Below are 5337 nucleotides of genomic sequence, written 5' to 3' on the forward strand. Positions count from 1 at the left end.
GGGTTGAAGGGGTTGGGGTAATTCGCATTCAAAGCATATGTTCCCGGAATTGGTTCATTTATACTTGTTATTTCATCCCTCATTTTTAAAAAGGTTTCACCCCAAGTAGACACTATATTCGAATAACTGGACATACCATTGCTATTCACTGCTTTTACCCTGTATATATAATTCCCAGTTGCCACAGCCTGACTTGTTATAAATACGCCAAAATCGATGAATGAAGTATTAGACGTAGATCCAATAACTTGAAATGTGCACGGGTTGTAATACCCCTCACATCGATAAATATTATAAGATGTCGCGTCGGAACTTCCATTCCACGTTAATTGGGGGTTCTGCATTATTGAGCCTTGGTTTGTCATGCTTAACCCTGTGGGTGTAGCGGGACATGTTGGGCATGTTGATAACAGCGTTACTACAGGAATACCATGGTTAGTTTGAAAAGCCTGCTTTATTGAAGCGTAATTCGGAGTACCATTAAATATATTGCCATCATTATCGTCAGCTAAGGCAATATTATCAGCGAATTGTTCAAATGTAAAAGCCAAAGGTTCGTATTGTAAAGCATCAAACACCAACTCATTAACGAAGCTATCATCACCAATGAGACCTCTTAAATCCCAACATGCCCCTCCAATAATAGTCCCTAATATATGTACGTCAGAATATGGATTCAATTCTTCCCCAAACCACTTCAGATTATTTTGCAAACTCCTTTCTCTTGTTGTAATAAATTGAGGAAATATACTTAAATAACCATGTTGAGGATCAAGCGTAATTGCAGATGCAAAATAATCGGCTATTCCTTCATCAATTGCCATAAATTCAAAATTATATGGTTGATATGAACTATAAATTTTGTTAAAAACTAAATGTGTATATTCGTGATAGGAAACATCACTTACACCACCCCAAAATACATTATTCGAAGTACCATAATCAATTTAGGTAGTTCCTATCGCCTGGCCTGTAACGCTCGACCCACCGTTTATACCTACCGCAACAGGTCCAACCATGATATTAAATGGAGGTTCACTAAAAAAATCCATAACCTTAGATAAGTGCCACCAAACGTTCATACCAATGTTTTTACTGGTTGTATTTGGAGAATTATCCATTTCCCAGGTGTAATTATAGTTATAACCATTTAATGTTACATTTCTCATCAAATTGTTCCCTGCACCGGTGATTTCCATATTTCCATTGCCTAATAGGAGATTTAAATCATAAGGGGGGAAATCTTCAATGTATATAGAGTAATATCCATTTTCATCTGTAAGATCCATCCAAATCTCAAAATTAGGGAATTCACCCAAAAATGTTGTTATTAATGTTCTTGACTTCAGTCCTACAGGAGCTAATACTTTAGGTTCATAATAATCACGTGGCCAATAATATTGTTGAAGCCTGCCTGTGACATTATAGAATTCACTTACCTCAGGGTACTGTTTGATTATTGAACCATTATTTGCATCTATAAAAATTGATTCCGCCCAATGGCCGGACATTAAACGAATATGATATGCAAGGAAATAAGTAAAATTTTTATCATTTTCAATTGGGAGAATAATCAATTCAATGTCAGGTTCTCCTACAAGAGTATCGGTTTGTTCTAATTTCAGAAATCTATTCACAGCTATTTCCAAAACATTTTCCTTTGCAAGGCTTGGAACAGTACTCATTTTTACGTCAGGGAAATATTTAATCCCAACCAATTGTACATTTCCGTTATTTGAAACAGTAAAGCCAAATTTTGAGCCAAAGACAAGAATATCATCAACAATTTGCACAAAACTAATATGCCACTTACCTTTTCGGTTCTCGGCTCTTTCGAGTTTTAAAGTACTGGGATTTATTTTAAATATCCCCTTATTTTCCTTAATGAATGTATTTGAGAGCCCTTTGATATTTATTTCAGAAATCATTCCATATCTATTGAAATTTCCAATCAATCCCTTCACTCTCTCTGGAAAACCTGTTTTGGGGTTATATTTTATTTTAATATCATGTTGATCAATCGATTTTGAATCGACCCAATCATGTTGACCGTATGATATCCCGGTTACAATGACTAAACCCAAAACGAGCCCAATAACAGCGCATTTAATCTCTCGTTTGCTTTTCATGATTATCTCCTATTATTTTAAAGTGAAAGGACCCTACCGCCAATCAATCACAATATTATTATAAGTATCATTTTCCGTCAACCTTGTTTCAATTCCCGTTACTAAGTCTAAAACATAAATCTCCTTAGGACTAATACCCCCTGTATTTTGTTTTATTTTTGAATAGGTTATTTGGGTGCCATCAGGGGACCAGGCTAAATGACCATACCAATAGCTATTTTCTCCACTTGTAAGCCGCTTAAGACTATCTCCTTCAACTGTCATAAGGTGAATTTGTCCTCCTTCAACGTCATCACTTGGGATCATATAGGCAATATAGTTCCCATCCGGAGATAACCTCACACTCTGGTCATTAAAATTAAAATTTGCTAAATACTTTTTTTCTTCAGCAAGTACATTAAATAATATCAAATCCTGTTCACCAATATTTAGTTTTCCCATCGTATCATAAGTTATTCGTTGCTGGTGCATTAAAAAAGATGATACATTAATTGAACTAATGTCAAATAAATGATACCAATAATTTATTAATGGATTGAAACCCTCATATCCCTCGATCCAAAGCACATCTTTTTCATCGGTAAAAATATCCAGTTTTTTAATCTCCGTACTATTCATCCATGGTTGATTTGTAATATAATAGATATGTGTACTACTTGGTGACCAGACAAATTCATGCCCTTCTTCATCTAATCGGGTGCGTTTTAAAGGATTATCCAAATCGATTAAATACATGGGATAATAGTCACTTATCTCATTTGGAAATGATCTTAAAATTATTTTGGTTTTATCAGGGCTCCAACGCCCACCCCAATAATTTACAGCATTTATTCCATGTTTATCTTTATTCGAACTGGTAATCACCTTTAAATCCGTACCATCGGACCTCATCACGCATATTTCACTATTTTTATTTGTATTTCTAATGAACATTATATAATCCCCATCATTCAAATCAATGAGGCCGACTGGGGTTTTATTACATGAATCAAAAATAAATAGAGTTGAAAAAATGATTGTGGAGATGATTAATCGCTTGTGAATAAACATGACGTATGAATATTACATACCGAACCAAGAATTATACAATAGAGTAAACACCCTATATTTGCATAAGTAAATGTACTTATTCATTTTATTCATTTTTTGCTCTCAAGATTATGCAATATCCTTTCTTTAAAAAGAGCCAAAAGGATTAAATTTGTCATGACCTATTTCAAAAGTACCATCTTAAGCGTTTCAGTAAAAATCTGCCCACTTTCTTTTGATTTAGCAGTCAACTTAAACAAATAAATACCAGCCGGTACTTTGTTACCATTCTTATCCGTGGCATTCCAGGTTTTGCGTTTATAGCCTGCAGATTCATTCCCATTAGTCCAACGAGTTACTTCATTGCCCCTCAAATCATAAATGACAAGTGTGACAGAACTGGCTTCCGGCAACTCATATTTAATTGTGGTTATGGGATTGAAGGGGTTGGGGTAATTCGCATCCAAAGCATAGGCTTCGGGAATAGGATTGATTTTATTGGCGAATTCATCTCTTTGTTTATAATAACTTTCGCCCCAGACTGAAGCAGTATTAGAGGGGGATGATTCTCCCACATTATTAACAGCTTTAACCTGATAAATATATTCATCAGAATTCCAGTAATATTGATTTAATATAAATACTTCGTCATCTGTATATGTTGTGGATGTTGTACTGCCAATTAAGTCCCAAGGCGGAGCGTAACTCTCCTGACGGTAAACATTATAAGAAGTGGCCCCTGAACTTGCCCACCATTGAAGATCTGGGTGATTCCCGTAATGAGTAGGGTTGGTAATGATGAGATTGGTAGGAGCAGAAGGTGCTGTTTGAGTTATTGATAACAAGGCTGAATATGCATTAATACGGCCATAGCCATATTCTTGTGTATAATTACTACCGTTCATGGCAGGTACTTTATCTGCTGTATTACGTATAATATTTCCTAATTCGGTGTTTGTAAGTGTTGGGTCAACCGAAAGTAATAAAGCCGCTAATGCTGCAACATGGGGTGCGGCTGCGGATGTACCGTTGAAATATGGATAGTAATTATCGCTGCTTTTCCCATCTATTCCAACAAGATCTGTTGTTGGAATAGATACACCCGGCGCCACGACATCTAATTCATTACCATAACAGCTCTCCCAATCTCCTGGCAAATAATTTGGGTCAGCACCATCACCATCCTTTTTTCGAATATCAAGTTTTGTAGTTGCTCCAACTGCAATTACATTTGGTTTATTGGCAGGGAATTGTACATTTGTACTATAATTTGCATTCCCAGATGAAAACACAACTAAAGCACCTGCTGCCACAGCGATATCAATACTTGCACCTAAATCAGCATGAATAGTTTTTGAATTAAAACTACCGTTAATTATTTTTACATTTTTTTCTACCGCTGCCCATTCAATGGCCTCTGCGGCTGCACTGTTACTGATACCACCACCAGTCGTAAAGGGATCTGGTCCAACCCTTAATGCCATTATTTTTACACCACTCGTGCCCCAACCACCAGCCATTCCTGAAACACCTATCCCATTATTTAATCCTGCGGCAATTATACCTGCAACGGCTGTACCATGGTAGTATCCCGTTTCAGGTGCTTCATCCTCACAACCCATAGTAAAACATTTACCACCAGGCCCGATATTATTAACTAAATCAGGATGTGAATATTCAACACCAACATCAACTACCGCAACCGTAACATTATTTGAACCCGTTGTAATATCCCATGTTTCGGGCATTTTTATTCTCTCCAAATTCCAATGCAATTCCTGAGAATAGTAATCATCATTAGGCGTCTCATGTGTCGAAAGTCTAGAATAAGTATTCATAAATACATATTCAAAAGCTTTAGTATTATATAATCTTTTTCCATTATCAAATGCGTTTTGATTCTCCGGAACTAATAATTCGTAGAACCCTCCAGCGTAGGGACCTCTAACTATTTTTAAATGTTTTAAACCAAATTTTGAGAAATTGAATCCTTTGATTGTATTTCCTTTTTTAAATTTTACGATAATGTGCCTGACATCCACTTGGTCGCCTTTCCTGCCATCAGCATTAGTGTACCATCTTTCGCCCCATTTTCCATACTTATTATCTCCAACAGATTTCACCTCAATCTGAGCCTGGAGAAGACTAAAACAAACAATCCCGACTCCAACCAAATATA

General features: G+C 36.2%; 4 protein-coding genes. All 4 read right to left on the reverse strand.

From position 1 onward, the window contains the following. The coding region (locus HN459_03700; GenBank protein ID MBT3478548.1) for a fibronectin type III domain-containing protein at positions 1-824 on the reverse strand (824 nt) is incomplete at its 3' end. A gap of 123 nt (positions 825-947) precedes the next feature. Then, complete coding sequence (locus HN459_03705) at positions 948-1955, reverse strand: hypothetical protein (GenBank protein MBT3478549.1); 1008 nt, start codon at positions 1953-1955, stop codon at positions 948-950. A gap of 207 nt (positions 1956-2162) precedes the next feature. Then, positions 2163-3062, reverse strand: coding sequence for a hypothetical protein (locus HN459_03710; GenBank protein MBT3478550.1), 900 nt, complete (start codon positions 3060-3062; stop codon positions 2163-2165). Between the two features lie 278 nt (positions 3063-3340). Then, the coding region (locus tag HN459_03715; GenBank protein ID MBT3478551.1) for a S8 family serine peptidase at positions 3341-5337 on the reverse strand (1997 nt) is incomplete at its 5' end.

It is taken from the genome of Candidatus Neomarinimicrobiota bacterium (assembly GCA_018647265.1).
Taxonomy (GTDB): Bacteria; Fidelibacterota; Marinisomatia; order Marinisomatales; family TCS55; genus TCS55.